Below are 21,508 nucleotides of genomic sequence, written 5' to 3'. Positions count from 1 at the left end.
ACGCTGGCAATTACCCAAGCAGATGCCTTAAATTTCGACTCCTTTTAGGTTCTTCAACAGTAGTGAAGGTATCGTCGTTACTCGTGCATGTACTCAGCGTCAGCTCCCTCAAGGGGGGCGTGGGAAAGACCACCGTGACGCTCGGGCTGGCCTCGGCCGCGTTCGCCCGTGGTGTCCGAACCCTCGTCGTCGACCTTGACCCACAGTCCGATGTCTCGACCGGGATGGATATCGAGGTGGGCGGGCATCTGAACATCGCCGACGTCCTCGCCTCCCCCAAGGAAAAGATCGTGCGGGCAGCCATAGCGCCCAGCGGCTGGACCAAGGGGCGACCCGGAACGGTGGATGTGCTCATCGGCTCGCCGTCTGCGATCAACTTCGATGGTCCGCATCCGAGCATCCGCGACATCTGGAAGCTTGAAGAGGCTCTCGCTCACGTCGAGGCCGACTACGACCTCGTGCTCATCGACTGTGCACCCTCGCTCAACGCGCTCACGCGCACCGCATGGGCCGCCAGCGACCGGGTCGCGATTGTGACCGAGCCTGGACTCTTCTCCGTCGCCGCCGCCGACCGCGCACTGAGGGCGATCGAGGAGATCAGACGAGGCCTCTCACCGCGACTCCAGCCGCTGGGCATCATCGTCAACCGCCTCCGGTCGCAGTCACTCGAGCACCAGTTCAGGATCAAGGAGCTGCGCGACATGTTCGGGCCGCTCGTTCTCAGCCCTCAGCTCCCGGAGCGCACATCGCTGCAGCAGGCTCAGGGCGCCGCAAAGCCCCTGCATGTCTGGCCCGGTGAAAGTGCTCAGGAAATGGCACGCAACTTTGATCAGCTGCTCGAACGGGTCATGCGCACCGCTCGCATCGGCGACTTCGCGAACGATTCCGTCTAACCAGACTCGTGCGTCACGGCGTCAGCCGCGCGTGCACAGACCTCGCCTGTAAGGGCGGGACGTGCGCTGCTCTGCTCTGCTCTGCTGCCTGACGCTATGAAGCGCGGACGGAGCGACGTTTTGCGAGCTCGTCCATGGGGTCTTCGCCCTTGACCGAATCGAGTTCGACGAGGTCGTGCTCCACTTCGCGCAGAACCTTGCCGACGGCGATGCCGAAGACGCCCTGGCCGCGGCTGACGAGGTCGATGACCTCGTCGTTCGACGTGCACAGGTAGACACTCGCGCCGTCGCTCATGAGAGTGGTCTGGGCGAGGTCATTGATGCCGGATTCGCGCAGCTGGTTGACGGCTACCCGAATCTGCTGCAGTGAAATCCCGGTGTCCAGGAGGCGCTTGACGAGCTTGAGAACGAGGATGTCGCGGAAGCCGTACAGACGCTGCGAACCCGATCCTGCGGCACCGCGAACCGTGGGCTCCACGAGCTGGGTGCGTGCCCAGTAATCGAGCTGACGGTAGCTGATACCAGCCGCTCGAGCGGCGACCGCGCCGCGGTATCCGGCGTCTGAATCGAGCTCGACCATTCCGTCGGTGAAGAGCAGGCCGAGGTCGTAGCGGGAAGACTCGCTACGGCTGAGTTCACTCATGGCACATGCCCCTTAATGCTGGAGAGTACAAACATTCATCTTGCAGTTGACACTTAGTGTTGCGTCTAACCCCAAGGTACTCACGCCCCGCGCTTCGAACGACGACATTCGTCAGGCGTGTCGAAATGGGGGGTGTCTCGAACGTACTACGAATCGAGCCTCGTGAGGGCGGATCGGATAAGACTGCTGCGCACAATTTCTAGCTGGCCGGCGATTTCACGCGCCATTTCTGCCGCGCGCGCACGACTTGACGCGTCTTTGCGCCTCGCCACCGGCATGAGAGCATTTTCGATCAGGCCGAGCTCGCGCTCTGCCGACGCGCGGAAGCCGCGAAGGTGCCGCGGCTCGATTCCGGAACGCTGCAACTCGACGAGCGACTTCAGTACCGCGAGGGCATCCTCGCCGAACAGGTCGGCAGGAACGATGAGAGACGCTGAAATCGCGTCACCGAGCAGCATCGAATTGGCGCCCGCCTCCCGGATCAGTTCGTCACGGCTCAGCTTCCGCTCGGTGGAGAGCATTGACGGGCCTGGGAGCATTCCACCGGGCAACTCAGGGGAACGGCCGGCATCAAGTTCGGTCAGGTAGCCCCTGATTACTTTGAGCGGCAGGTAGTGATCGCGCTGCATCGACAATACGAAACGCAGACGTTCCATGTCGGCCGTCGAAAACTTGCGGTAACCCGACTCCGTTCGTGCCGGAGAGACGAGTTGACGTTCCTCCAGGAACCGGAGCTTGGATGGCGTGAGGTCAGGAAATTCCGGACTCAGTTTCGCCAGCACCTGCCCGATGCTCAGAAGGCTCGGGCTCCCAGACGCTCTCGACTGGGCAGCACTGCCCGCCACTACCGCCCGGCCAGGTGCGCGAGGTCGAGTCGTGACGCATAGAAGGTAAGCCGGAACTTTCCGACCTGCACCTCGGCGCCATCGCTCAGCAGCGCGGTATCGATGCGAACTCCATCAAAATAGGTGCCGTTCAGCGAGCCGAGGTCTTTGACCGAGAAGGCGGTGCCATGGCGAAGGAATTCAGCATGACGGCGCGACACTGTCACGTCGTCGAGGAAGATGTCTGCCTCGGGGTGACGACCGACGGTCGTCACGTCAGCATCGAGCAGAAAACGCGCACCGACGTTGGGTCCGCGGCGCACAACAAGCAGCGCCGATCCGGACGGCAGCGCGGAGATCGCGTCCTGCTCCTCCGGCGATGCGGAACTATCGAGCGCAGCGAGTTGTGCCGCAAACTCGTCGCCGTACGTGACTGTCGTATCGTCGCGCGGCGTTGAGGACTCTTCAGGCACAGCTACTCCCAGTTCAGCTTTGTCGGGCGTTGCGCCCTCGGGGAGGTCGGCGCCGTCGAAAGAATTGTCATGTCCAGCCATTGCGGTCCTCCCCTATAGACCACAGTAACGGATCAGACGCGTCACTCGCCCCGCCGATTTCGGGTTGAGACCGTATTCTTTCGGCCACATTGCCCGTCGTGTTACCCAGTCGGTTGGGTGGCCGACAGGCTAGCGTTTAAACCATGTCGTGCATCCGCTTCAACACCCCAGCCCAGCGAAAGCAAATGAGGGCCATGGCGCCGGCGATGTTGACTGCCGAGCAGGCGGCAACGCTTCATCCAGCTCCGGATATTACCGAGAGCAAGATTGCGAGACTTCGCCTCCTGGCGACCAACACGAACCCCAAGATTCGCGAGAGCGTCGCAAGCAGCCTGAATACCCCGGAAGATCTGTTCGTCACTCTGGCTACCGACTCGGACGAGGGCGTCCGAGCATGCGTGGCTCGCAACGAATCCGTGCCGTGCGATGTACTGCGGTCGCTGGTCGCCGACCCGTCGGAACGGGTGCGTGGCTTTCTGGCACTGAACTTCTTCGTTCCAGCCGACACGATGGAACAGCTCGCGCACGACCAGAGCGACACGGTTCGAGGGCTTGTGCAATGGAAGACGGATGTCGCAGCCGTTTAGTGCCGGCCTCGCTCGAGGCCGCTTACTTCGGCGTCGGCCATGACGGGGCTCTCGGCGCGCGTCGATAGCTGGCTGTGGGCCGTGAGGGTGTTCAAGACCCGGTCTGCCGCCACCGCAGCCACGCGCTCCGGCCATATCCGCGTCAACGGAGACCGCGCCAAGGCCGCCCAGCACGTGAAGGCCGGGGACGAGGTGAGGGTGCGGATCGCGGGTTTCGATCGCATCCTGATCGTGCGCGACATCCTCTCTAAGCGGGTCGGGGCGATAGTCGCCGTCGAGGCATACACAGACATCAGCCCGCCACTGCCAGCACCAGAGGAGGTCGCAATGCTTCCGCGGCGCGACCGAGGGGCGGGCCGACCCACGAAACGCGAACGCCGCGACATGGAAAAGTTGCGGGGCAGAACAACCGACGAGCTGGGATGACCAGACACGTCTGGCGGGGTACGCTCGGGAGACGAGCCGCCCGGCTCACAGGAGGATAACGTCATGGCCGATAAGTCACCGAAGAAAACCACAGCCAAGACTGCAGCCAGCAAGTCTCTCAAGGAGAAGCGCGCTGACAAGAAAGACAAGGCCGCCAGCAAGCGCAAGGACTAACCTCCGTCAGTGGCACGGGGCATGCTCACATCATGACTCATGGAATCATTCCCCCGTACCTTCTGAGACGCATCTCGCGGCTCGATGACGCGAAGTTCGCGGTGGCAGCCCATGCCGCCCGCGTCGCGCTGAAGCACGATCGTGAATTTCGGTCGGTGCGCTTCGACCTCAGTTTCGACGAGAACTATGACCTTGTCGCCACTCTGGTCGATGCGCCCGATCGTACGGTTTCGGATGCTGGCAGCACGGAATCCCTGCCCGGCACCGTGGTTCGCAGCGAGGGCGACGCGCCAGTGGGCGATGCCGCCGTGGACGAGGCGTACGACGGCCTCGGCGCCACGTTTGCGCTGTATTCCGAGGTCTACGGCCGCAACTCGATCGACGGGGCTGGTCTCCCCCTGAACGCGACCGTGCATTACGGCGATCGGTACGACAATGCGTTCTGGGATGGCGAACGCATGGTTTTCGGCGACGGAGACGGCGAAATCTTCTCCAGGTTTACGGCCTCCCTGTCCGTCATCGGGCACGAACTGTCGCACGGAGTAACGCAGTACAGCGCCAGTCTCGTGTACCGCGACCAGTCCGGCGCCCTCAACGAGTCGGTGTCCGACGTCTTCGGCGCACTCGTCGAGCAGCATTCTCGCAACGAGTCGGTCGGTGATGCCAGCTGGCTCATTGGGGAGGGCATCTTCACCGATGAAGTCGAGGGGTCGGCACTGCGTTCCCTCAAAGCACCCGGCACAGCGTACGACGACGACATTCTCGGCAAAGATCCCCAGCCGGCGCATTTCGACGACTTTGTGTACACCGATGAAGACGGTGGCGGGGTGCATCTCAATTCGGGGATTCCCAACCGCGCGTTCTATCTCGTCGCCGAGGCACTCGGGGGCAACGCCTGGGATCGAGCGGGCCAGATTTGGTATGACACGATCACCGGGCCGATCCTCACGGCGCGAGCCGATTTTTCCGCCTTCGCCGCAGCGACCCTTGATGCGGCTGGTTCCCGGTACGGCTCCAGGTCAGCCGAGGTGAGCGCGGTTCGCGCCGGATGGGCCGGAGTCGGGATCAGGCCAGCTTCAGCCCCCAGGCCCGCGAAGATCGGTTGATCAACATGCCCGCTGTCCTGACCATCACCGTCGCCCGCTCGGGCGGCTTCGCGGGCATCACCCGCAGGTGGTCGGTGTCGGCGGCCCTCGACGAAGCCGACGAACTCATCGAGCTTGTCGACGCCTGTCCGTGGCCCAGGGTCGCAAAGGACGAAGTCTCGCGGGATCGCTTCGTCTATGTGATTACCGTGCGAGCCCCACGCAAGCGTCGATCAGCAACAGTGCCGGAATCGGCGCTCACGGGACCGTGGAAAACTCTCGTGAATCGCGTGCAGGAAGAACCAGCCGAGCCGGCCGCGCCTCCCACTCCCCCGCCGTCGCGCTGACGCCGGGCCGGTTTACGCCTTTGGCGCCGGGGTGTTCGGCGTGCCAGTTCGACCGGTAGTCGGGGCAGCGGTCGCCGTGGCGCCGGCAATCCCCTTGCCGATGGCATCTCCGGTCATCCGGCCCGTGATGATGTCGGAAATGTCGATGCCGACCAGGTCTTTCAGGATCTGATTGACGGTAGTCAGCTGCGTCGCGACGTTCTGACCGACCTGCTCTGAGCCTTTGCCGTCTGACGAGATCACTGTCATGTTCGAGATCGAGGCGAGAGGTTCGGACGCCGCGCGCACGATGTCGGGCAGCTGCGCGATGACCTGCTGACGCAGCAGGTCGCCCGCGCCCTGCTCGAGCGCCTCGGCGCGGGCCCTGGTGGCCTCCGCCTCAGCATTTCCCTTGGCCCGGATCGAGGCGGCTTCGGCTTCACCTTCGGCCTGAAGTGCCTCGGCGGCCGCGATTCGGCGGCTCCTCTCAGAGATACCCTCGGCCTCAACGGCCTCGGCAGCGCTGCGACGACGGTTGCGCTCCGCGACACCCTCGGCTTCGATGGCTTCGGCACTCGATCGACGCGCGTCGCGGTCAGCGTTGGCGGCGGCGACGGCGGCCGTAGCATCCGCTTCGGCCTTCTTTCCGATGGAGTATGCCTCGGCGTCTGCGACGGCACGAATCTCTGCGTCGAGCTCCTGCTTGCGAAGGCCAACGCGCTTGCCCGCCGTGACTTCCTGCTGGGCCACGACCTCCTGCTGGGCGATCGCCTCGGCGAGCGGTGCGGCCGCGGCCGCCTCCGCACGAGCCTTGTCCGTCTCCTTCTGGATCTCGGCATTTCGCAGGTCGAGCTTGCGCTGCGACTCGGCAACCGCCTGGTCTGCACTGATCCTGGCCTCTTCAGACGCCTGGCGTGACACCGACTCGGCGATCTCAGCGACCTGCTTTACGCGGGCGGCTTCGCCTCGACCGAGGTCGCGGATGTAGCCGTTGTCGTCGTCGATTTCCTTGATCTGCAGGGTGTCGATGGTGAGTCCCTGCACGTCGAGGGATTCGCGCACAGCCTCGAGGACCTGCCCCTGCAGCGCCGAGCGGTTGGTGATGATCTCGGTGACCGTCAGCTGTCCGACGATCGATCGCACCGATCCACTCAGCACCTCTTCGGTGGATGTCTCGATCTGGTCCTGCTGGTTCAGGAATCGTTGCGCTGCTGCACGCACCATCGACTCGGATCCGCCGACCTTGACGACCGCGACAGCGTTGACACGGATGGTGATGGCGTCGCGGGTTTGCGCGGTCGCCTGAACATTGAGCTGGCGGCTGCGAAGACTGAGCTTGAAGTGGGCCTCGATGATGGGCTTGACGAACACCCGGGAGCCGAACACGACTTTCTGGCCGGCATTCTCGGTTTCCGCCTCGCCCATCTTCAGGGCTTTTTGACGCGACGTGACGATGATCGCCTCGTCAGGTTTCGCGACCTTGATTCCACGTAGCAACGTTATGAGGACGACAAGTGCGACAAGAACGACGACCCCAATGAGGATGGCGTTGGTCACGAACTCTGGGGAAAACATTTATGGGAGCCTTTCGAGCGGCGCAATGGTCGGATCGAGCCTACCGGTCTGCTCCCGAGCATTTCTCGAGACTCAGGCCGCTGGACTGCGGGTTGCTGCTGTTATGAGGGGTCGAGGCCACCGAGGCGCCGCAGCACAGCGTTCAGCAGGGTGCCCTCCGCATCCGGAATGACGTGATGGTTCAAATAGATGCCCTCGAGCCACGGCAACACCTCGTCAGCGGGCAGGCCGATCACATCCCAATCCACGCCGGGCACCGCCTTCGATCGGGGCGACCCTGTGTTCGGATCGGTCCAGGCTTCGGCGATCGGCTGATCGGGTTCTGACTCCCCCGCGCCCCAGGCAAGAGCGATGGGGTGGTTTTCGCCATCGATGTGGTCGTGCGTAACGCTGCCGGCACCGAGCCATGGGAGCGTCATCAGCTCGCCCTCGACCTCAATCTCCAGCAACTCCAACTGCACGGGCTCTTCAACCTCGCAGATGTACAGGTCGAATCCTGAGTCGTGCCAGGCAGCCGCCTGGGTGACGTCGTCGAGCAGCGCCGGCAGCAGTGCGTGGAAGTCGCTGGCGAGAGCCGTCGCCCACCGCAACAGTGCGCTGGTGTCGTCAGTCGACCACGGGCTCGAACCGCGGTGCTCGCCGGCCGCGGTGTGGAAATGGTGGTTGACACCGTCGCCCGTTGTCTCGAGATGCAACTGGCCATCCTCGAACTCGACATGGAGGTCGCTCAATTGCGCCTCGTCGTCCCAGTCGGCAAAGAGTTCGGGGTCGGCAAGAGAAAGGGGCAACACGGGCGCGGGATTCCGCCTGACTCCCAGGTTGAGAACCGCCCGCAGTCGCGTGTTGGGCATGCGCAGGCTGAGGTCAGTCATCCGTCAATTCTAAGGGCGGCAGCACCGCGATGACAGCGATAGGGGGCGCCGCGCAAGCCAGAACCCGCCCCGACGACTACCGTTGTAGGAATGACGTCCCACGACACCACCGAGAACACCGAAGCCGACACCGACACTGATGCGGTTCCCGAGACGACGGGCTTCGCGAACCTCGGGTTGAGCGACGCGGTCCTGAAGGCTGTGCGTGACGTCGGGTACGAGAATCCGTCGGCCATCCAGGCAGCGACCATCCCACCCCTGCTTGACGGCCGCGACGTCGTGGGCCTTGCGCAGACCGGCACCGGAAAAACTGCAGCGTTCGCCCTGCCCATCCTGTCGAGGCTGGATGTTTCGCAGAAGAAGCCGCAGGCGCTCGTGCTCTCCCCCACCCGCGAGCTCGCATTGCAGGTGTGTGAGGCGTTCGAGCAGTACGCGGCCCACATGCGCGGCGTTCACGTGCTGCCCGTGTACGGCGGTCAGGCATACGGCGTGCAGCTGTCGGCGCTCCGCCGTGGCGTCCACGTCGTCGTCGGTACCCCCGGGCGAATCATGGATCACCTCGCCAAGGGAACTCTCGACCTGTCTGAGCTGAAATACCTCGTGCTGGACGAGGCCGACGAGATGCTCAAGATGGGCTTTGCCGAAGACGTCGAGACGATCCTCGCCGACACCCCCGACGACAAGCAGGTCGCCCTCTTCTCGGCGACCATGCCCCCGCAGATCCGCCGCATCTCGAAGAAGTACCTCCACGATGCCGAAGAGATCACCGTCGAGAACAAGACCACCACAAGCGTCAACACCACCCAGCGCTACCTCATGGTGTCGTACCCGCAGAAGGTCGATGCGCTCACCCGCATCCTCGAGGTCGAGAACTTCGAGGGCATGATCGTGTTCGTCCGCACCAAGAACGAGACCGAAACTCTCGCCGAGAAGCTGCGCGCACGCGGGTACTCCGCCGCCGCCATCAGCGGTGATGTGGCCCAGGCCCAGCGCGAGCGCACTGTCGCCCAGTTGAAGTCGGGCAAGCTCGACATCCTGGTGGCGACGGATGTCGCGGCTAGAGGCCTCGACGTCGACCGGATCAGTCACGTGGTGAACTTCGACATCCCGATCGACACCGAATCGTATGTGCACCGCATCGGCCGCACCGGTCGGGCTGGCCGCAGTGGAGCCGCCATCAGCTTCGTCACCCCGCGTGAACGCCGGTTGCTCGGAGCGATCGAGAAGGCGACCCGACAGCCGCTGACGCAAATGCAGCTGCCGTCAGTGGAGGACGTCAACGTCACCCGCCTGGCCCGTTTCGACGACGCCATCACCGAGGCACTCAACCAGCAGGCCCGCATCGCCGCGTTCCGCGACATCGTGGGGCACTACATCAAGAATCACGATGTACCCGAGGCAGACGTTGCAGCAGCCCTCGCCGTGGTCGCCCAGGGCGAGACCCCGCTGCTGTTGTCTGCTGCCGACGAGCGCCCGCAGCGCTTCGACCGCGAAGAGCGTTCAGACCGGCCGGATCGCGGGGACGACCGCGGCGACCGCCCCGAGCGCCGCCCGCGCTCCACGAAGCCCATGTCTCCGTACCGCATCGAGGTCGGCAAGCGTCACCGTGTCGAGCCGAGGCAGATTGTGGGAGCACTCGCGAATGAGGGCGGCCTGAGCAGGGACGACTTCGGTCACATCCAGATCCGACCGGATTTCTCTATCGTCGAGCTGCCGGCCGACCTGCCGGGCCACGTGCTCGCCAAACTGAAGGACACCCGCATCAGCGGCAAGCTGATCGAGATCCGTCCGGATGCCCGCGGCGGATCGCGCCAGAGCGACCGCGGCGAACGCCCGCAGCGCTACAAGGGCTGACCCGCCACGCAGCCGGATGGGGTCGGGCGATCGGCCCGACCCGTTGGCTACATTCCGGGTACGGCCTGGGCTTCGTGAACCTCGATTTCGCACCCGCCCGGCATGTTGAGGTGTGGGTGATTCTTAGCCAGTGACAGAGCTTCATCCATGCTGGCTGCCTCGATCATTGAGTAGCCGCTGACCTCACGGGTGCTGGGTTCTGTTGCTCCGCCCGGGGAAACGCGCACCCCGTTGGCGAGGGGCGTACCGAAGTCGGCCAGATGCTCGCCGGCCTCGCCAGCCCAACTCATCCATTGGCCCATGACCTCCTGCATGTCCGCATCGTTTGGCGGTGTTGCGTCTGCCGGGCTCATGGGGGCGTGGTAGATGAACAAGTACTTGGTCATGATTTCCTTCTTTCATCGCGGGCCGACCGACGGATGCCGGTGGGCGCCGTCGAGCGTCAGGTACGCGCGACGGAGTCGATAGTGCTGGAAAGGGTGTTGAGGCAGCCGATCCAACCCAGCTCGTGGGCCGCAACGGATTCGGGCGATGCCAACGTGCTGTGGAAGATGTTCACGCGTGTTCCATCTGGTACTTCGTCGAACCGCACCTCCACGCGAGAAACGTGCGGGTCACCCTCCCACGACCACGTGTAGACGAGCAGTTCGGGGGCCTCGACCTCGAGGTATTCGCCCACGATCACCGACATCTCATCGCTGCCGTGAATGAGCTCGAATCGGTACTGACCACCGGCGCGCGCGTCGATGGTCGCCTTGGTCGGGCCATAGTCCGTGAGCGAGGGGCGCATCCACTGGCACGCGTGCGTTTCATCGGTCCAGAGTTGCCACATCGTGTCGCGGCTCACCGCGAAGGTGCGCTCGAGCGTGAGACTTAGTTCGGCCATGGCTGATCCTTTGGTGTGGTCGGCGGCAGCTCGCCCTGCGACGCAAGCTTGTCGATATAGGCATCGAGCGAGTCGAGCTGGCCTTCCCAGAAGGCGCGAGTGTCGACGATCCACTTCTGCGCCTCGACAAGCGCTGCGCGGTCGATGACGAGCATGCTCTCGCGGCCGACGGATACGCGCTGCACCATACCGGCCTTCTCCAGCGCGGCGGTGTGTTTGTTCAGCAACTGGGGGGAAAGTCCGTTGTCCTGGGCCGCTTGCGACATTCGGGGCGCGCTCGCGCGGGTTGCCAGGTAGCGCACGAGGCGACGTCGGGTGGGATGCGAGAGCGCGGCAAAGACGCGGTCGAGTGCTTCTGTGGCGCTCGATTCGTCAATGTCGGCAGTCGAATAAACCATGTGGTTTATTGTTCACGCATCCGACGAGAAGCGCAAGCCTTCACTTGCCCTTACTGAACCTCCAAATGCAGGAGTGGGTTGGCCCCGGCCGGATTGACTATTGCGATCAGAATATTGGAAGGGCCATACTGTGCCCACCGTGATGCAGCGGCGCGTGCAACCAGCGCTTGGAGTCGTGATGCCGGGAGAACGAAAAGCGATCGATTCACCACTCCTGCTTGATTTCCGCCAGTTCCCCGTCAAGCCCGCACTTTTCGTTGTGCAGCAGACTCGCGAACCCACAGGCATCATTGAGCGCACCACGGGGGGTTGGACTATCGTGCACACTCCTTGGTACAAGGAGATCAACATCCCCTCCGCAAATTTGGACGGGTTATTCGTTCTCTATTTGGTGCCCTACACCGACGACACCAACCTGGTCCTTGCGTCAATCGACCAGACTTTCGAGCCATTTTTCACGTACCTCTCCGGCGCCGACTTCGGAGATGAGCTCACCAAGCTCGTCGCCTCCCAATGGCCAGAGCTCTACGAGCTGTTGCTCCATAGCAACCGTCCCGGCAGCGACCACATGATGATGATAAAAACTTTCATGGGCGGTCAGGTCCAGTGGGCGGTCGGAAGGTGTTCGCCAGCGGCCCAAGACGAGTTCCTACCGAAATTTGTTTTGGACATCATCCAAGCCGCACTGGAGGTTTTCGTCCGCACGTCTGACGTGGTCGCCTTGTCGGAAGCGCTGCCAGGACTCGTATACGTTCTTGGAGGCCCTCAACTGGGTACGCGTCGGCTGAACTCGATCGCCGAATTGCTTAGCTCCGGAGCCGGCCTCGCGACCGGAATCGCAGGCGGCTTTCAGGGGAACCTCAACGTGGTCGAAGCATTTCTCGACGCCCGCGACGTGGCCAAACAAGTGAGCAATCTAGTGGACGACCGTTGACAAGAGAGATCTGATCATGGGTGCTGTGAGTTTTCGGAGGATTCCTAAATCATTGGACGGAGATGAAATTCCGTTCGTGATCGGATTTGCGCCAGACCACAGGCAGGAGCTGGTGAACAACGGCATCGGTTTTCGTCGAGGAGAGGACCGTTTCACGATCGAACACATCCTCGATGGGGATCTCCGGGTCCGAGCGTTTGGATTGACCCTTGGCGGCCACCTTTACGTAGTTGCGTCTGCTGGACCGATGCTGGAGCCATGGTGGCCGCTGCTGAAGGCGAGTCGGCCGGATTCGACGAGGCCTGTGCTGTCGGCGGCTGCCGCCACCGGGAAAGTTCGAATGGCGGGGATGGGACTGGAAATCGCGGTCACGTTGATGCCGTTCCCTGACGAGTTCGGTGTTCTCGCGATGTACGGGATCGCTGATGACAGTACGTTCAGCGACGACAACATCACCGTGTGCATCTCGCTGTCATTGCCTGTGATCAAGACTGCGCTTCTGGCGCTATCCGAATATCGGACGTTGCTCGACGCGGCGACCGATGCGGAAGTCGCTCAAGGCGACCAAGTCGCACCGCTGGCTGGCATCCTCGAGGTCTCCGAAGAATTGGCCTCGATGGTCCCCTGGCAGCACCAGCCATGACATCCACCGTCGCCCGCCCCGACGCACCCGATCCGATGATTCGCTGCGAAGCCGCGGCCGGGGAAGAGCTCGCCGCGGCACGCCACGGCACCGAGCAAGCGTTCGTCGACAGCCCTTGGCAGCTTCCGGGAGAGTTCGTGATCGACTCCGCCGGCATTGTTCAGCTCGCGTACCGCTATCAGTATTGCAAGGACTGGCCGGACCCGCGGGTGCTCACCGCGGCGATCCGATTCGGTGGGCGCCGAACTCGGGTTACTTGCCCTTTGCAGCCGCCTTCGCCGCCCGTTTGAACTCACGAACCTTCGTGAGGGATGCCGCATCCACGATGTCCGCGACCGAGCGGCACGATCCATCCTGGCCATAGTCGCCGGCGGCCTGCTGCCAGCCATCAGCATTCAGCCCGTATTGCTTTCCGAGCAGCGCGAGGAAGATCTTCGCCTTCTGCTCGCCGAAACCGGGGAGGGCTTTGAGACGGGTGAGGATTTCGGCGCCGTTGGGCGCACCGCGAGTCCAGATCGCCGCGGCGTCCCCGCCCCAGTCGCTCACCACCGCCGCGCACAGAGTCTGCACGCGTCCCGCCATCGAACCAGGGAATCTGTGCACGGCCGGCGTGATGCGAAACACGTCCACCAGCTTCTCGGGCTCGAAAGTGGCGAGTTCGGCGACATCCAACTGACCGAGACGGTCTCTCAACTTCGCTGGGCCTGCGAACGCGGTCTCCATGGGAATCTGCTGGTCGAGGAGCATTCCGATAAGCAGGGCCAGCGGGTCGTTCGAGAGCAGGGCGTCCGACTCCGCGTCGCCCGTGATGTGCAGTGAGGGGGCCATCCCTCGATGGTGTCACGACTGGCTCCCCCCAACCAGCGTGATCGCCCAACACCTATCTACCGTGGGTGAGCGAGAGTAGTCTCGCCGCATGGACGACGAAGAGTTCACAGAGTTCGACGATCACCCTGCTGGCGGCAAGGGATATGTCGGTTTCATTGATTGGCTCAATCGAAAGCTGTACTCCACGTGGGGCCCACCGCCGGTTGGACCATATGGGCCCGTGGTCGAGCGACTCGGAGAGGCCGCCTGTCCGGTCTGCGGGCGGCCAATGTCAGAACACACGTTTGACCGCTCGGCCCACGACACGATTCTCAACTGCCCCGCCGCCCACCTGCCACGACCGTTCAACGGAAATCCGGTGAACGAGTTGGGGATGGACAAGCCTGCCGCGGGGAGCTGATCACTCAGGAAGATAACGCTGAGATGGATCTCCCCTTTCGTGATCGGCTGGATGCCGGACGTCGTCTCGCCGCCCGGCTGGCAGATCACGGCGGAGACGTAATAGTCATCGGACTCCCCCGTGGCGGCGTGCCGGTGGCCGCCGAGGTCGCCTCAGCGCTTCACGCGCCTCTTGACGTCATCGTCGTTCGCAAGCTCGGCGTGCCGTTTCAACCCGAGGTCGCAATGGGCGCGATCGGAGAGGGCGGCGTGAAGGTGCTGGATGACGACCTGATCCATCGCGCCGGCGTCACCGCCGCGCAGCTGGCGTCCGTCGAACGTTCCGAGCGCGCCACCCTCGAGGCGCGGGTGGCGCTGTTTCGGCCCGAGCCACTCGACCTGGCTGGCCGCACCGCGATCGTTGTGGACGACGGAATCGCTACCGGGGCCACCGCCTCCGCCGCCTGCCTGGTGGCCCGCGCGCTGGGTGCCGCGCGCGTGGTCATGGCCGCACCCGTCGGTGGGCCCGATGCTGTACGCCGTATCCGCGGCGCCGACGAGGTGATCTGCCTCATCCAGCCCCGCGGGTTCCACGCGGTGGGTGCGCACTACCTCAGATTTGGCCAGACATCCGAAGACGAGGTAAACGAATTACTGAGCAACGCGCGCAGGCGCAAGAAGACCGATCAGTAGAGTGTGGCGCGAAGCTAGACGAGGATTCGGATCGTGCTGGTGGTCGGGTTTTTCTCGTCCGTGATCGTCTCCCCCACGCCAACCTCGGCATGAGTGGAGATGATGGGGGTGGCCGCGGTGACCGGTGCCATCGACACGGTCTCGCTGAGCGACAGGATCGGCACTGACCGCGTGGTTTCCGGCAGCTTCCGACCACGGTGAATCACGACGATCGTCGTCATCGCCACGGGAAGCGCGACGATGCTGGGGGCGGCAACCCAGAACGACTCGCTCAGCAGGCCGTAGACACCCCACAGCAGGTATCCACCCACCAGAAGCCACTGGGTTGTCTCCGAGATCCCGGCAAGACGCACGGCGTCATTCCGGCTCTGCCAGGTCGTTCTGGCCTGAGGCAACCACATCAAAATCGAGAAGCTGGTCGCCGCGAATCCGAGCGCATTGATGACCAGAGGGTTGATGTCCATCGGGGGTGTTTACGTACTTTCTCACGGCCCCAGGGAGAACCTGTTTGGGCGACATTCTTCGAGGACATCAACAATGCCCTGCACAGCATATGCACCATGAAATCCGGCGTCAAGACCATCGCTCACCCAATTACGGGACCCGCCCTTTTTGGCCTTTCGGGCGCGGCACGGAGGGACCATTCTCGCGGCAGGAACGAGGGGAGGCGGCATGTCTGCGCACAAGCCTGGTGCGAAAGCTGACGCCTCCCCGGATGCACGCTAGGCCAGGACTCGAGCCTCCTCGAGCACCTTGACGAACTGGCCCATCCACGTGCCGTTGTCTGGCCAGGCGCGAGCGCTCACCAGATTGCCGTCGACGACCGCTCCCCCGCTCTCGAACACTCCGCCGGCGAGCTCGACGTCGATCGCCAGCTCTGGGTACGCGGAGGTGACGCGTCCCTTGAGCACATCCGCCGCGGCAAGAAGCAGCGGCCCGTGGCAGGTGGCGGCGACCGGTACGTTGCGCTCGAACATCGAGCGAACGATGCGCTTGGCGTCAGCATTGTTGCGAATGTATTCGGGAGCGCGCCCGCCCGGGACGACTGCGGCCACGTAGTCGTCGGGGTCAACGTCCCTGAACGCGATGTCGGCATCCCAGCTGTGGCCCGGCTTTTCGGTGTAGGTGTCGTATCCATCGACGAAGTCATGCACGACGAATTGCAGTTTCTTTTTCTCCGGCGCAGCGATGTGCACCTCGAATCCGGCCTCTTGCAGGCGGTGAAGCGGATAGAAGACTTCGAGTGTTTCTGCCGCGTCGCCGGTGAGAATAATGATGCGTGCCATCTGGCCAGACCTCCTTGTCAGGAGCCAGCAGCATTGCCGACTCGAGGTCAATGGTGAAAGCGGCAGTGCCGCGCCACAAGTCGCGTTCTCACCATGTGGGAAACGGATCGAAACTGAGCATGCTGCACGCCATCGAGCGGCCGTAGCATGTGAGCATGAAGTCTGCGCTGGAGCAGGATGGCAACTCGGGCACCCAAGCGGTCGAGCGACTACTCAAGGTGCTCGAGGTGGTGGGATCAAACCCCGACGGCGCGGAAGTGTCTACGATTGCCGCGGCGCTCGAGCTCAGCACGTCGACCACCTATCGGCTCGTTGGGGTACTTCAACGTCAGGGGTACCTGGCGAAGCGGAATCAGGAGCCGCGCTATCTCCTGGGCCGTTCCGTGACCATGCTCGGGATGGCGGCAAACAGGCAACTACTCGCGACGCCCGCGGTAAGGGCCGTGCTCGAAGCAGCGAGGGACGAGCTGCGCGCTCCCGTCTACCTCACCGCGTTCCACGTCGACGAGATTGTCGTCGCCCACATCGCCGACTCAGCTGACTACCCGCGCATCGGGCAGCTGCACGTCGGATTCGCTGATGCCGCCCACGTCACGGCATTCGGAAAGCTGATGCTCGCCCAGAAGAATAAGGCGCAACTCGATATGTACCTCGACGAGCACCCGCCGACGGCGCTCACGCGCCACAGCCAGACCGGCACGTCGGTGCTTCGCGACCAACTCGAGCAGGTGCGGGAAAACCGCATCGCCATCGAGGTCGAGGAATATATGTCGCAACTTGCATGTATCGCCGCCCCTGTGCGCTCGCCCCGTGGTCACACGATCGGCGCGGTCTCGGTATCTGTCTCCGCAAACGACTTCGGGTCGCGCGCGGACGTGCTCGAGCGAGCCGTGCGCCGCACCGCGTGGACTGTGTCGTCGCAGCTCGGTTGACCTCGGGTCGCCAAGCCGTCACCACGCAGCGACTATCTCGCCGACATGACGGGAATCGGTGCCGCAGCATCCGCCGAGCACTTGAATGTGCGGGAGCAATTCCCGAAGAGCGGCATTGTCGCGGCCCAGCGCGACAGGGTCTCCCTCCCGGAACAGAAGCACCGTCTCGATGCCGCCGTCTGTCATCGCAATTTCGGATGCCATCAGAAATTGCCGCCCTCCTCCGAGACAGCATCCCTCCAACACACAGCGAGGGAAAGGGTGGATGACCGGTGCCGCGGCTCGCCGTTCAGGTCAACTCGGAGATCTCGAAGAGATGACCGTCCAGGTCGCGAAAGAAAGCCCGGATCTCACCACCGCGGTCGAGTGGCGTGGTCAGGAACTCGGCTCCTCGCTGGCTGAGGAACTCGAAGGCGCGCTGACAGTCGCCTACCCGAAAGATAATCTCAGCGCTGGCCCGATCGGGATCGTCGGGCGCCGTCAGGGTTACGTTCGGCTTGTCCGGCGTTGGTTCGCCCCCGGTGACGAGAAGCAGCCAGTTCCCCATCAGATCCAGCACTACCGATGTGCCGCCATACTCTCCGAATACCGAGGCGCCCAAGACATCGACATACCAGTCGCGACTGGCTGCAGCATCGGCCACGACCAGCATGTGCGTCAGTGCTTCCGCCTCGAACCGTTCCGTGTGGCCCACACTACGCAGAGAGGTCAAGTTGTGGCGGTCTCGATCGGACTCTGGGGCCCCTTCGCCTCGTCCTCGGCAGTCCGCGTAATGTGTGCCCATGCGGAACCACATTCTCGTGTCAGGGCCGGTGGCGTGGAACACCATCGTCTACCTTGACCGACTACCCGAACCTCGCCCTCATATGCAATTTGCGCTGGAGGATTTCGCGACGGTGGGCGGCACATCCGCTGGAAAGGCGCTGCACCTTTCCGGGCTGGGGTATGAGGTTTCCTGCTTCACGGTGCTGGGAGACGATGCCGCATCCATCCACCTCCGCGCAGCGCTCGGAGCTGCTGGCGTCGAGCTGAGTGGCACCACCGTGCCCGGGCCCAGTGAGCGACATCTGAACTTGATGACACAGGCGGGAGAGCGGGTGTCGCTGTACCTGTCCACTCCGGAATTCCGAAAGCCGGATGTTCAGCAGTTTCGGTCACTGGCCACAGGGGCGGCGGCGCTTGTTATGGACCTTTCGGAGACATCGCGAGCGCTTCTCCCTCACGCAACCTCATCCGGCGTGCCCATCTGGACTGACATCCACGACTATGACGGCGAGTCCGAGTTCCATGAGCCGTTCATCCAGGCGGCGTCTTTTGTGTTCATGAATGCCGACGGGATGCCCAGCCCTCAGTCATTCATGCGCGCGAGGGTTGAAGCGGGTGCCAGCGCGGTGGTGTGCACTCTCGGTGCAGACGGGGCCATCGCCTTCGATGCGGACGGGCTACACCGGGTGCGTGCAGTGACAACCGAAATCCGGGACACAAACGGCGCGGGAGATGCGTTCTTCGCGGGATTTTTGGATGCCACGCTCTCGGGCGCCTCGACAGACGGAGCTCTCGCCGCTGCCGCATCACAGGCCGTGGTTGCCCTCCAGTCGAAGCACCTTCATCCCGCCGTCGAGACCGCGCTCCCGTAGGTCTGGGGTTCTGCTCCGTTGGCCCCGCCGATTCGCGACGGGGCCAACAGATACTCGAAAAAGCTGGTCTACTACTACTCGACGAAGTCCGTGTTGCCGCGGCAAGCTACGCCCGGAGACGGCACAACGCCCTTCAGTCCGTGCTTGACATACATTCCGTAGGTCTGCACGTGCCCACCTGTGACGAAATCATCGTCGAAACCCGGCGGGTTACCCTCGATCGAGTCGGGCAGATCCCGCCCTGAGAACGCGCAAGCCGAACTTGCCTTCTGCGCGCCTGGGACAGGCTCCCCCTTACCATTCGTCTCGCCCGCGAATGCCGTTCCGGCTCCGCCGAGAACAAGACCGAATGTAACGAAACATCCGATGATCGCTCGCTTCATAGTCGCCACCTCATTGTGATGTGTTTCGGATTTTGGCATCGAAACTAACGACCGCAAGGCGACCGAGAGTCACCGACAAGCCGAAGCTACTCCTCGACCCAATCATTGGCAAGCGCTCGCGACAAGTCGAAGGAACGTCTCCCACAACCATCACGCTGCCCCACGCTCAACCCGCGTCGACGAGCTCGTTGGTGGTGCGCGCCACCCGTGGGTGGCGCAGCTCCGCCGCTCGCGCGGAGCTCAGCCCGCGCAGGTGCACAATGCGCACCTCACCCGGGAGCAGTGTCATCAGCCCGTCGACGGCGACCGCGCCCGGGTCGACCTTGTCGACCAGGAACGTAAGATCACGCACCAGACTGCGCGCCGTGATGGTGACGTCTACGCCGTCGCCGGCATCGACGACATCCAGATCGAACACAGCAGGCGGGATGTTGCTGTCGCGGGGTTCCGTGAAAAACCACACTCCGCGCACATCGTCGAGCTCGGCCGTGAGCAGCTCGGATGCGGCGTCACCGGCGTCAGCGACCGACGCATCGATGTCGAATCCAATCGAGCTGTATGCCCGAAGAGACACCGGCATCGACGAGTCAGCGAGGATGCCGCCCGACATGTCGCGGCGCGCGACATGTATCGTCCCGCTCCATGGCGTGTCGGAGTCATTGACCACGACCGCCGTCAGTCCTTCGTCTCGCGGCTGGATGGTCACCAGCCGAGGAGCGAAGGCGTTGCGCATGGCGTAGTAGAGGGGCTTCGGGCGCTCGTCACCATCCACAGCCGCCCAGGAGATCACGGGCCAGCAATCGTTGAGCTGCCACACGACCGCGCCCATGGTGTGTGGCGCGTGAGAGCGGAAGTGCTCAAGGGCGGTTCCCACTGCGATCGCCTGGTTCAGCTGCATCGCCCAGTGCCATGTCTCCATGTCCCCGGGAACCCGGAAGTGAGGGAGGAGTCCGGTCTCAAGCTTGACGTTTCCCTCCGTCGCCTTCTGATGCAGGATCATGCCGGGCGATTCCGGCGTCAGCGGATCGTCGTCAAGCCATGTGGTGAGCGTCGTCCAGGTCGGCGGGCCCTGCCAACCGAATTCGGCGACGAATCGCGGAGTGTGGTCTCGGTATGTCAGCCAGTCCTTGCGGTTCCACTGGTCCCACAAGTGCGTGCTGCCGTGGCGTTCATCGTTGGGGTGCGGCCCGTTCTGCACCTCACCGTCCCACGTTGTGCCGGGGCTGAAAGGGCTTCCGGGTGCGTATGGCACGTGCGGCGCGAGTTCGGCGATCAGCCGCGGGAAGAGGTCGTAGTAGTAGTACGCGCCCCAGGACTTGCCTTCCAGGCGCTGCTTCCAGCCCCAGTCTTCGAAGCCCCAGAGATTCTCGTTATTTCCGGTGAGCAGAACCAGCGAAGGGTGGCTTGCCAAGCGCACGATGTTGTCGCGCGCCTCGGCCTCAACCTCGGACCGGATCGGCTCCTCCTCGGGGTACGCGGCGCAGGCGAAGAGGAAGTCCTGCCAGGTGAGCAGGCCCAATTCGTCGCAAAGGTCATAGAAGTCGTCAGATTCGTACACACCTCCACCCCACACGCGCACAAGGTTGACGTTCGCATCCACGGCTTGGCGGAGTCGTCGCTCGTAGCGTGCACGATCCACGCGCACCGGAAGTGCGTCGTCGGGGATCCAGTTCACACCCTTGACGAAGATGGGCCGGTCATTGACCACAAGCGTGAACGGAGCTCCCTGCTCGTCGGGAGCGGTGTCCCATTCCACGGTGCGGAATCCCACGACGCGGAGGGCGGAGTCTCGCATCGCACCCTCACCCTGGATATCAATCGACACCGAGTATCGGGGTTGGGCACCGTGCCCGATGGGCCACCAGCGTTCCACGGCTGGCAGCTCAAGGCGGGTGTCGGCGCGGTTTTCTGATGCCGCGAAATCTGCCGACGCCTCAATCGTGGAGTCGATCCCCGGACCGGCGATCGTCATCTGGAGCCTGACATCGACGTCGCTGCTGCTGGTCGCCCGTTCGATATCGGCTACGACCGAGACCGCGCCGCCGTCACCGTCTGGGGTGGCAACCACACGCACCTCGGCGAGTCGCGCGACCGACCATGATTCCAACCGCACGGGCCGCCACAAACCGCTGGTGAACGTCGCGATGCCCCAGTCCCATCCGAAGTTAGCGGCGGACTTACGAATCGCTTCGAAGGGAAGCGGGTACGGTCGCGGTCGGCTGCCGAGTTCGAGGCTTTGCGCGTTCGCGTACGGCAGGGGGGCGGTGAATCGCACCTCGATGGCGTTCGCGCCCTCGCGGATGTACTCGTCCACGGCAAAGCGATAGCTTCGGTGCTGATTGGCGACCGAACCAAGATGAGTCCCGTTGAGCCAGATCCCGGCGACCGTGTCCACCCCCTCGAACACGAGATCGTGGCGCTCTTCACCGTCCGGTGCCCACTCGAAGCTGGTCGAGTAGGTCCAGTCGACCCGACCAATCCACGCCAGCAGTGCCTCGTTCTCGCCCTGATATGGGTGCGGGATGAGATTGGCGCTGAGCAGATCCGTGTGCACGCACCCGGGAACGGCCGCAGGTACCGCGCCGTTCATCACCGCCACGGAGAGCTCGGCCGGGACGGGGCCGCGCGCTGCCTGCACCGTCCATCCATCGTGTAGTTCTCGTCGATGAGTCATTTAGCTTCTCCAGTTGTCAGGCG

The 21,508-nt window shown here is 63.5% G+C and carries 28 protein-coding genes; 13 read left to right on the top strand and 15 right to left on the bottom strand.

Annotated features, from left to right (window positions below; translation table 11 throughout):
• Positions 1 to 83: 83 nt before the first annotated feature.
• On the top strand, positions 84 to 893 hold the full coding sequence (locus tag QMG83_RS07015) for a ParA family protein (RefSeq protein WP_283504668.1): 810 nt from the start codon (positions 84 to 86) through the stop codon (positions 891 to 893).
• A gap of 94 nt (positions 894 to 987) precedes the next feature.
• On the opposite strand, the gene QMG83_RS07010 is transcribed toward QMG83_RS07015, so the two are convergent.
• The 3 genes from QMG83_RS07010 to QMG83_RS07000 form a co-directional block, all read right to left on the bottom strand.
• Complete coding sequence (locus tag QMG83_RS07010; RefSeq protein WP_283504667.1) at positions 988 to 1,536, bottom strand: MerR family transcriptional regulator; 549 nt, start codon at positions 1,534 to 1,536, stop codon at positions 988 to 990.
• A 146-nt stretch (positions 1,537 to 1,682) separates the two neighbouring features.
• Positions 1,683 to 2,381 (bottom strand): transcriptional regulator FtsR, encoded by a 699-nt coding sequence (gene ftsR, locus QMG83_RS07005; RefSeq protein ID WP_283504666.1) that lies wholly within the window; start codon positions 2,379 to 2,381, stop codon positions 1,683 to 1,685.
• Entirely contained in the window at positions 2,381 to 2,914 is a 534-nt protein-coding gene (locus tag QMG83_RS07000) for an FHA domain-containing protein (RefSeq protein ID WP_283504665.1), read from the bottom strand. Before QMG83_RS07000 ends, ftsR begins: the two co-directional genes overlap by 1 nt.
• A gap of 143 nt (positions 2,915 to 3,057) precedes the next feature.
• Here QMG83_RS07000 and QMG83_RS06995 point away from each other — a divergent pair, with 143 nt between their 5' ends.
• The 4 genes from QMG83_RS06995 (at position 3,058) to QMG83_RS06980 (ending at position 5,533) form a co-directional block, all read left to right on the top strand.
• Positions 3,058 to 3,501 carry a hypothetical protein gene (locus QMG83_RS06995; RefSeq protein WP_283504664.1) on the top strand — a complete coding sequence of 148 codons (444 nt, stop codon included), beginning with the start codon at positions 3,058 to 3,060 and terminating at the stop codon, positions 3,499 to 3,501.
• A 39-nt stretch (positions 3,502 to 3,540) separates the two neighbouring features.
• Positions 3,541 to 3,927 (top strand): RNA-binding S4 domain-containing protein, encoded by a 387-nt coding sequence (locus tag QMG83_RS06990; RefSeq protein WP_283504663.1) that lies wholly within the window; start codon positions 3,541 to 3,543, stop codon positions 3,925 to 3,927.
• A 206-nt stretch (positions 3,928 to 4,133) separates the two neighbouring features.
• Positions 4,134 to 5,207: a M4 family metallopeptidase gene (locus tag QMG83_RS06985; protein WP_283504662.1), complete on the top strand. Its 1,074-nt coding sequence runs from the start codon at positions 4,134 to 4,136 to the stop codon at positions 5,205 to 5,207.
• A 5-nt stretch (positions 5,208 to 5,212) separates the two neighbouring features.
• Positions 5,213 to 5,533, top strand: coding sequence for a protealysin inhibitor emfourin (locus QMG83_RS06980; RefSeq protein ID WP_283504661.1), 321 nt, complete (start codon positions 5,213 to 5,215; stop codon positions 5,531 to 5,533).
• A gap of 12 nt (positions 5,534 to 5,545) precedes the next feature.
• Here QMG83_RS06980 and QMG83_RS06975 read toward each other — a convergent pair whose 3' ends face one another.
• Positions 5,546 to 7,087: an SPFH domain-containing protein gene (locus QMG83_RS06975; RefSeq protein ID WP_283504660.1), complete on the bottom strand. Its 1,542-nt coding sequence runs from the start codon at positions 7,085 to 7,087 to the stop codon at positions 5,546 to 5,548.
• A gap of 101 nt (positions 7,088 to 7,188) precedes the next feature.
• Positions 7,189 to 7,959 (bottom strand): hypothetical protein, encoded by a 771-nt coding sequence (locus QMG83_RS06970; RefSeq protein WP_283504659.1) that lies wholly within the window; start codon positions 7,957 to 7,959, stop codon positions 7,189 to 7,191.
• A 90-nt stretch (positions 7,960 to 8,049) separates the two neighbouring features.
• Here QMG83_RS06970 and QMG83_RS06965 point away from each other — a divergent pair, with 90 nt between their 5' ends.
• Positions 8,050 to 9,813, top strand: coding sequence for a DEAD/DEAH box helicase (locus QMG83_RS06965; RefSeq protein WP_283504658.1), 1,764 nt, complete (start codon positions 8,050 to 8,052; stop codon positions 9,811 to 9,813).
• Between the two features lie 47 nt (positions 9,814 to 9,860).
• On the opposite strand, the gene QMG83_RS06960 is transcribed toward QMG83_RS06965, so the two are convergent.
• Genes QMG83_RS06960 through QMG83_RS06950 form a run of 3 tightly spaced genes read right to left on the bottom strand, consistent with a single transcriptional unit; the run spans position 9,861 to position 11,097 of the window.
• The gene (locus QMG83_RS06960; protein WP_283504657.1) at positions 9,861 to 10,199 is read right to left on the bottom strand and encodes a YciI family protein; all 339 of its coding nucleotides are present in this window, start codon (positions 10,197 to 10,199) and stop codon (positions 9,861 to 9,863) included.
• A 56-nt stretch (positions 10,200 to 10,255) separates the two neighbouring features.
• Positions 10,256 to 10,699, bottom strand: coding sequence for an SRPBCC family protein (locus QMG83_RS06955; RefSeq protein ID WP_283504656.1), 444 nt, complete (start codon positions 10,697 to 10,699; stop codon positions 10,256 to 10,258).
• On the bottom strand, positions 10,687 to 11,097 hold the full coding sequence (locus QMG83_RS06950; protein WP_283504655.1) for an ArsR/SmtB family transcription factor: 411 nt from the start codon (positions 11,095 to 11,097) through the stop codon (positions 10,687 to 10,689). Before QMG83_RS06950 ends, QMG83_RS06955 begins: the two co-directional genes overlap by 13 nt.
• A gap of 139 nt (positions 11,098 to 11,236) precedes the next feature.
• On the opposite strand from QMG83_RS06950, the gene QMG83_RS06945 reads away from it, so the two are divergent.
• The 3 genes from QMG83_RS06945 to QMG83_RS06935 all read left to right on the top strand — a co-directional run bounded on the left by QMG83_RS06945 (position 11,237) and on the right by QMG83_RS06935 (position 12,964).
• Positions 11,237 to 12,031 (top strand): hypothetical protein, encoded by a 795-nt coding sequence (locus QMG83_RS06945; RefSeq protein ID WP_283504654.1) that lies wholly within the window; start codon positions 11,237 to 11,239, stop codon positions 12,029 to 12,031.
• Between the two features lie 112 nt (positions 12,032 to 12,143).
• Positions 12,144 to 12,674 carry a hypothetical protein gene (locus QMG83_RS06940; protein ID WP_283504653.1) on the top strand — a complete coding sequence of 177 codons (531 nt, stop codon included), beginning with the start codon at positions 12,144 to 12,146 and terminating at the stop codon, positions 12,672 to 12,674.
• Entirely contained in the window at positions 12,671 to 12,964 is a 294-nt protein-coding gene (locus QMG83_RS06935) for a hypothetical protein (RefSeq protein ID WP_283504652.1), read from the top strand. Before QMG83_RS06940 ends, QMG83_RS06935 begins: the two co-directional genes overlap by 4 nt.
• Here QMG83_RS06935 and QMG83_RS06930 read toward each other — a convergent pair.
• Positions 12,927 to 13,502, bottom strand: coding sequence for an HhH-GPD-type base excision DNA repair protein (locus tag QMG83_RS06930; RefSeq protein ID WP_283504651.1), 576 nt, complete (start codon positions 13,500 to 13,502; stop codon positions 12,927 to 12,929). The two genes, QMG83_RS06935 and QMG83_RS06930, sit on opposite strands and share 38 nt — an antisense overlap.
• An 88-nt stretch (positions 13,503 to 13,590) precedes the next feature.
• On the opposite strand from QMG83_RS06930, the gene QMG83_RS06925 reads away from it, so the two are divergent.
• Entirely contained in the window at positions 13,591 to 13,902 is a 312-nt protein-coding gene (locus QMG83_RS06925) for a hypothetical protein (protein ID WP_283504650.1), read from the top strand.
• Positions 13,903 to 13,925: 23 nt separating this feature from the next.
• Positions 13,926 to 14,573, top strand: a complete 648-nt coding sequence (locus QMG83_RS06920) for a phosphoribosyltransferase (protein WP_283504649.1) — start codon at positions 13,926 to 13,928, stop codon at positions 14,571 to 14,573.
• 14 nt (positions 14,574 to 14,587) lie between these two features.
• Here the strand turns inward: QMG83_RS06920 and QMG83_RS06915 are convergent, their stop codons facing one another.
• Together QMG83_RS06915 and QMG83_RS06910 are read right to left on the bottom strand one after the other, a co-directional pair.
• Positions 14,588 to 15,037 carry a PQ-loop repeat-containing protein gene (locus QMG83_RS06915; RefSeq protein ID WP_283504648.1) on the bottom strand — a complete coding sequence of 150 codons (450 nt, stop codon included), beginning with the start codon at positions 15,035 to 15,037 and terminating at the stop codon, positions 14,588 to 14,590.
• A 258-nt stretch (positions 15,038 to 15,295) separates the two neighbouring features.
• Complete coding sequence (locus QMG83_RS06910; protein WP_283504647.1) at positions 15,296 to 15,859, bottom strand: DJ-1/PfpI family protein; 564 nt, start codon at positions 15,857 to 15,859, stop codon at positions 15,296 to 15,298.
• 155 nt (positions 15,860 to 16,014) lie between these two features.
• Between QMG83_RS06910 and QMG83_RS06905 the strand changes: the two genes are divergently transcribed.
• Positions 16,015 to 16,791: an IclR family transcriptional regulator gene (locus QMG83_RS06905; RefSeq protein ID WP_283504646.1), complete on the top strand. Its 777-nt coding sequence runs from the start codon at positions 16,015 to 16,017 to the stop codon at positions 16,789 to 16,791.
• 18 nt (positions 16,792 to 16,809) lie between these two features.
• Here QMG83_RS06905 and QMG83_RS06900 read toward each other — a convergent pair whose 3' ends face one another.
• Positions 16,810 to 16,995 (bottom strand): hypothetical protein, encoded by a 186-nt coding sequence (locus tag QMG83_RS06900; RefSeq protein ID WP_283504645.1) that lies wholly within the window; start codon positions 16,993 to 16,995, stop codon positions 16,810 to 16,812.
• An 85-nt stretch (positions 16,996 to 17,080) separates the two neighbouring features.
• Positions 17,081 to 17,443, bottom strand: a complete 363-nt coding sequence (locus tag QMG83_RS06895; RefSeq protein WP_283504644.1) for a VOC family protein — start codon at positions 17,441 to 17,443, stop codon at positions 17,081 to 17,083.
• 130 nt (positions 17,444 to 17,573) lie between these two features.
• Between QMG83_RS06895 and QMG83_RS06890 the strand changes: the two genes are divergently transcribed.
• Positions 17,574 to 18,428 (top strand): carbohydrate kinase family protein, encoded by an 855-nt coding sequence (locus QMG83_RS06890; protein WP_283504643.1) that lies wholly within the window; start codon positions 17,574 to 17,576, stop codon positions 18,426 to 18,428.
• A gap of 74 nt (positions 18,429 to 18,502) precedes the next feature.
• Here the strand turns inward: QMG83_RS06890 and QMG83_RS06885 are convergent, their stop codons facing one another.
• On the bottom strand, positions 18,503 to 18,811 hold the full coding sequence (locus tag QMG83_RS06885) for a hypothetical protein (protein ID WP_283504642.1): 309 nt from the start codon (positions 18,809 to 18,811) through the stop codon (positions 18,503 to 18,505).
• A 166-nt stretch (positions 18,812 to 18,977) separates the two neighbouring features.
• The gene (locus QMG83_RS06880; protein WP_283504641.1) at positions 18,978 to 21,485 is read right to left on the bottom strand and encodes a glycoside hydrolase family 2 protein; all 2,508 of its coding nucleotides are present in this window, start codon (positions 21,483 to 21,485) and stop codon (positions 18,978 to 18,980) included.
• Positions 21,486 to 21,508 lie beyond the last annotated feature (23 nt).

This window comes from Salinibacterium sp. G-O1, from assembly GCF_030063305.1.
Classification (GTDB): Bacteria; Actinomycetota; Actinomycetes; order Actinomycetales; family Microbacteriaceae; genus Rhodoglobus.
This window is presented reverse-complemented; position numbering and strand designations above follow the sequence as displayed.